Consider the following 5,620-nt stretch of genomic DNA (forward strand, 5'->3'; position numbering starts at 1 on the left):
ATTTAAGTAATTTTTACCATAACTATCTTAACTATGCTATTGTAGATGGCTCTATCCTTAATGAGTTAATTTTTAACAGCGAGCAAGCCGGCGAGTTTGCCGTTAATTACTTAGCTAAAGTTTCTGGCGAAGCTTTTAAAGATAGCTACAGCCCGGAGAGTATGTTAGAGAAAGAAGATTTTTACAAGTTTTTTAAAATTAATAACAAGGTACCGGAAGAAGTTTTGCTTAAACTTTATGAGTGTTATGCTCCTGTAAAAGAATTATTAATAATTAATAATTAATAATTAATAATTAATAATTAATAATGCAGTGCTTTTATACCCGGTAAAAAATATATTTAAAATGATGACCGAAGAACAAATAATAACTATTTTACTAAACGAAGAAAGCCGGCTGCCTGCCGATGAAGAACTTGTTGCCTTTGGCGGCTACTTAACGCCGGCTATCATTTTAGCGGCTTATCGGCAAGGTATTTTTCCGTGGCCAAGTAGCAGCGAGCAACCTATTAACTGGGTAAGTTTAAACCCGCGTTTGGTATTGTATCCACATAATTTACATATTAGTAAAACTATGCAAAAATTACTTAAAAAAGCCGAGTGGCAGGTACGGCTTGATAGCAACTTTGAAGAGCTTATTAATTTATGCGCTCAACAAAACCGTAAAGGCCAAGCCGGTACGTGGATAACGCAAGATATTATAAAGGCTTACAGCCAGCTGCATAAATTAGGTTATGCCCATAGCGTGGAGTGTTATTGTGCCGATAAATTAATAGGCGGCTTTTATGGTTTAAGCATAGGGCGGGTGTTTTTTGGCGAAAGTATGCTAAGTTTAGTCCCTAATGCCTCTAAGTTTGCTTTAATAAAATTTGTTAATTACTTTAAAGAACAGGGGCTGGCTTTTATCGATTGCCAGCAGGTTACCGGCCATTTGCAATCGCTGGGTGGCACCGTTATGGAGAGGCCGCTTTTTAAGGCCGAGCTAAGCAAGGCGCTTAACCAGACAAATTGGCAGGGACAATGGGACAAACTTTTTACCGCTGTGTTATAATCTTACTGCTTGCTTTAGCTATGCCGGTATGGGCCGATGAAATTGCCGATGCCTTAGAGGCTAAAGCTTTAAGTTTTGATGGCAGTACCCAAGGCTTATTAGCGCAGCAGCTGGTGAGCGATGCCCTGCTGGCTTACCGGGCCAATAATTTAAATTTAACCATTAATTTATTAAATTTGGCGCAAGAGTTATACCCGGCCGATTGGGAGCTGGCGGCTTTAATTAGCAGCTTACGGCGGTTGGTTTTTTTGCGCGATAACGAAGCCGGTTTGCTGGCCGGTAATGCGCTGCCTCCTGTAGGTAACGGCGAAGTTTTAAATTGGGAGCTGGACGATTTAGAGTACAGCGATAGAAACCGCTATTTACTGGCCATTTGGCTGCGTAACGGTTTTTCTTTTATTAATATTATAAACGATAACAGCAGCTGGCGCGGCGGTACCAACTTAACCATAGAGGCCTTTTTGCCGGCTACAGGCCGCCGGTTTGGCGTGGAGGCCGGTATAGAGAGCCTTTATTTTGACTTTGATACCCTTAGCGCCGCCAACGATTATCTTTATTGGCGTTATTTAGTGGCTTTGCAATGGCGTATTGATTGGGCTTTGCCGGTGATAGAAGAACGTGTTACCCTTGCTCTTAAATTTGGCATAAAAGGGCAGCTTTTAAATTTAAGGCAAGGCGACTTTGCCGAGCCGTCTTTACAAAGTTATTGGCTGCCGTTTGTAGAAGTTACCATTCAGGAAGCTGTTTTAAAATATATTAGGCGCAACGCCTTTACCGAAAATTTTACCGTTAGGCTCTTTGCTAATCTTGGCCTGCGTCCCGCTTTTAATGATAACGATACAACCAGCTCGTTTATTATTTCTTTTGGCGGCGGCCTTTATTATCACGTTAATAATTTTTTACTCGGTGGTTATTATCATTATAACCGGCAAATAAGTAACTATAACGGTGCGATAGCCAGCACCAATATGGTCGGCCTAGCGGTAAGTTATCAATTTTAAGCCGTTAAGTTTACCGCCGTTAGCTCCTGCGTCTATACCGGCGGTGTTTTTGATGATAAACAATAAAAAGTACACCGGCAATAAGGGCTGCTATACGTAAAATATTCCAATCGGTGGCTAGGTAGCTAAAGCCGCACAGTAAAGTTAAGGTAAATAAAATAGCTTTGTTTTTTAATATATTTTTATTCATTAAAGTGGCTCGCAAATTGTAAATAGTTGGTGTAGCTTGGTTTATCAAAAAAGATGGCGGTATCATCGTTATGGCTTGCATGCATAGCCCGGTTAAAGCAATAAATTACTCCGCCTATGGCATCGTAAGTAAAATTTTTATCTATAGTTTTAGCATAACGGTAAAAAGCATGTAAATAAAGATAATATTGCAGCCGGTAGCCGTGTTGCTGTAAAGCCTCCGGCAGTTTGGGCTGGCTGTAGTGGTTAAAGCTATCACCGAGTTTAGTGGTTTTCCAATCCAGCAGGTAATAACGGTTATCGTGTTTAAAAATTAAATCGATAAAACCTTTTAAAAAGCCGGCTTCTAACCGCCCGGTAAAGATGGGGCTATTAAGGTAGCTTTCTTTAAGGGTGAGTAAAAAATCCAGTTCGTGTCGTTTTTCTTTAATATCTTTTAAAGCAAAGCCGTTTAAAGCTTTAATAGGTTGGTTAAGGCTATGCCAAAAAAGTGTGCTTAAGGCTTCCAGCTCGGCTTTGGCCGTCAGCGGCAGGTAACTGCCGGCTAAAGAGTTTATTTGCTTTTGTAAATTTTTATCGGCTAAAAAGTTATCTAAAGGAGTAGCTGCCGCACTAAAGCCGATATTCTCGAAGAGGCTATGCAACGCCAACCCAAAGGCGGCGCTGCCGCGGATATTTTGCGGCTGCCCTAAAGGGTGCTGCCGGTTGTTACCGGCTTGGCTTTCAGTTTCTTCGCCGCTAATGGCTTCGGCTAATTTAAGCTGAGCTTCGTGATAACCCGAGCTATAATCTTGCTTCGCTTTTTGATAAAGCGAGCTATAGCTGCTAAAAGCTATGAGCCGTTTGTTTAAATTTAAGGGCTTTAATTTAGCTAAATTAAAGGGTTGTTCACCGGTGGGGCAGCTGGAGCCGGCCGGTATCGTTAGCGGGTTAAGCGGCTTGCCGGCGTTAATGAGTTCTTTAGCCGTTAAGTACAGCTCTTCTTTATTATGGGCAGATAAAAAAGAAGCATAAGGCCACCTAGCTTTGCTAGGGTCTTTATAAGTTGGACCATAGGTGTAAGGCAGATAAAGTTTGCTTTCGGCCCGGGTTAAAGCCACGTAAAAAAGCCGCTCTCTTTCTTTCTCCTCGTGTTTTTTAAGTTGCTCTTTGTGGTCGGTGGTTTTATCAAAATCGATAAGATAGCTGCCGTTGTTGTTGCGCATAAGATAGTAGCTATCGCCTTTGTGCGGCGACATAGGTTGGTTAAGCCCCACATGTACAAAAACAATTTTATATTGTAAGCCTTTAGCTTTATGTACGGTAATTAAGGTAACGGCTTCGTCATCGCGCTCCAGCCGTAGTTGCTCACTGTCTTGTTCGTTATTAATTAATTGCAGTAAATATCTCTGCATCGCTTGCGGGCTGCTTTGTTTGTTGCTTTGGCTAATAATAAGCTCGCTTAAGTGATTAATATTAACATAAGCACGTTCACGTTCTTCGCTTTCGGCCAGCTCGCTGATGGTTACCTCTTGAGGTTGTAGCAGCCGTTGTAAGTAACCGCTTTCGCGCCAAAGTTTATCTAAAGCCTTTGCCCAGTTACCGTTTGCCGCTAGTCCAGCAACCTCCGCCAATAAAGTTACGGCGGTAATAAATTGGTTATGGTCAGCAGTTAGCTGCCGGTTAGTTAGGGCAAACAGCGGCGACATGAGCAAAGTAGTCAGTTTAGCTTCGTCGCCGGCTAGGTAACTTAACAGTAAAGTTAAGAGGTAAGCCTCGTTACTTTTTAGCACCGAACTTTGTCCGCTGTGCAGCACCGCCGCTATCTGCTGTTGCTCTAATAAACGTTTATAACGTCTTAAATCGTTACCGGTAGTAGCAATAATAGCTATATCGCTGGCTTTAACGGCCCTTATGGTTACTATTTTACCTTGTTCGTCAAGCCGGCAAAGCCGATAGTTACCGCTTAGCAGGTTGCTTACTTGCTGCACCATAGCCTTAATAATATCTTGCCTTAGCTCATCGCTGGAGACGGCTTCGCTCTCTATCTTAACAAAACTTAAGGCAGTTTCTTCTTGTTGGTTATAACATAGGTGTAACGCTGTAGCGGGATTATCGGCCGCCGCCACCTCTTTGTAATCGTTAAATAATGTGCTAAAAATTAAATTAATGGGTTTAATAATGCCCGGCAGCGAGCGGTAATTAACATTAAGGTGATAACTATGGTTAATTTGCCGGGCGGCTTGTTGGTAAACTTGCAGGTTAGCTCCTCTAAAGTTATAAATAGATTGTTTAGGGTCGCCGATAACCACCAGCCTGCGGTCATCACCGCTAAAAATTAAATTAAAAATTTGCCACTGGGCGTAATCGGTATCCTGAAATTCGTCAATTAAAGCTACTTTATAATTAGCCTGTACGGCTTTAAGTAATTGCGGGCGGCTTTGTAGCAGGAACATGGTATCGTAAAGTAAATCGTTAAAACTGCTATCACCGTCTTCTTGCCGTTTTTGAGCCAAACGCGGCAAAATGTGGCTTAAAATATCCCCGGTAATATAAGCTAACAAAGCGGAAGTATTTTCTTCGGCAGGGAATTCTTTTAAATTATTTATATCGGCAGCGGGATTAATATTATAAGCGTAGGGATTTATTTTATTAATAAGCTGTAAAAAATAATTTACTACTCCTTCAAAGCTGTGATATTTGGTTAACAGCAAATTAAAAGCGTCAGCTTTGGTTTTATCGGCCGTTAAGGCAGCCTCGTAACCCAGTAAAAATTTTTGTAACTGTGCAGATTGCCAATCGCTGCCGGCGCTTAAATTAAGCTGGAAAGGCCGGGCGGCCTCGAAGGGATAACCCGCCAATAGGTTTTGGCAAAAAGAATGGATAGTGGCGATGGTAAGACTGCTAAATTTTTGGTAGATGGTTCTTAACCTTTGCAGCCGGCCGGGATTAGCGGCAGTTTGTTCCTCATTAAGCAGTTCTTCTTTAATAAGAGCCAACAGGCGGCCGGTTAATTCGCCGGCGGCATTACGCGTAAAGGTTACCAGCACCAGCTGGTTGGGCTCTATCTTGCCTTCTATTAAGTAATGTAACGCCAGCCGCACTAAAGTGTAAGTTTTGCCGGTGCCGGCTGAGGCCTCGATGAGAGCGCTTTTAGTTAAGTTAAATTCTTTAAGCTTAAACACCTAGTTAGTATAGCATAAGTGGGGGTTAATGGCTAGGTAAGGGTTAAAAATAGTAACTACCCCTTTATAGGCACCAATAGTATTTATCGATGACTAGCTAGTCTAGCAATTTTATCTAGCCAAACCAACCTTAAAAAATATCAAAAAAAATTAAACTTTCTCCTCAAGTGAAGAATTAACAACCCGTAATTGAGTAGTGGTAACTGAAAAGTGAAA

Annotated in this window: 5 protein-coding genes; 3 read left to right on the top strand and 2 right to left on the bottom strand. The window is 41.8% G+C overall.

Features of this window, described 5'->3' with window-relative positions:
• The 3 genes from FWE37_08905 to FWE37_08915 all read left to right on the top strand — a co-directional run.
• Positions 1 to 284: hypothetical protein (locus tag FWE37_08905; GenBank protein ID MCL2521099.1), on the top strand; the 284-nt coding region annotated here is incomplete at its 5' end.
• Positions 285 to 345: 61 nt separating this feature from the next.
• Complete coding sequence (gene aat / locus FWE37_08910) at positions 346 to 1,050, top strand: leucyl/phenylalanyl-tRNA--protein transferase (GenBank protein ID MCL2521100.1); 705 nt, start codon at positions 346 to 348, stop codon at positions 1,048 to 1,050.
• Positions 1,008 to 2,051 (top strand): hypothetical protein, encoded by a 1,044-nt coding sequence (locus tag FWE37_08915; GenBank protein MCL2521101.1) that lies wholly within the window; start codon positions 1,008 to 1,010, stop codon positions 2,049 to 2,051. Before aat ends, FWE37_08915 begins: the two co-directional genes overlap by 43 nt.
• A 19-nt stretch (positions 2,052 to 2,070) precedes the next feature.
• Here the strand turns inward: FWE37_08915 and FWE37_08920 are convergent, their stop codons facing one another.
• A complete protein-coding gene (locus tag FWE37_08920) occupies positions 2,071 to 2,241 on the bottom strand; it encodes a hypothetical protein (GenBank protein MCL2521102.1) in 171 nt (56 codons plus the stop codon).
• The gene (locus tag FWE37_08925) at positions 2,234 to 5,404 is read right to left on the bottom strand and encodes a UvrD-helicase domain-containing protein (protein ID MCL2521103.1); all 3,171 of its coding nucleotides are present in this window, start codon (positions 5,402 to 5,404) and stop codon (positions 2,234 to 2,236) included. The genes FWE37_08920 and FWE37_08925 overlap by 8 nt, the downstream gene beginning before the upstream one ends.
• Positions 5,405 to 5,620: the final 216 nt, after the last annotated feature.

This window comes from Spirochaetaceae bacterium (assembly GCA_009784515.1).
Lineage (GTDB): Bacteria > Spirochaetota > Spirochaetia > WRBN01 > WRBN01 > WRBN01.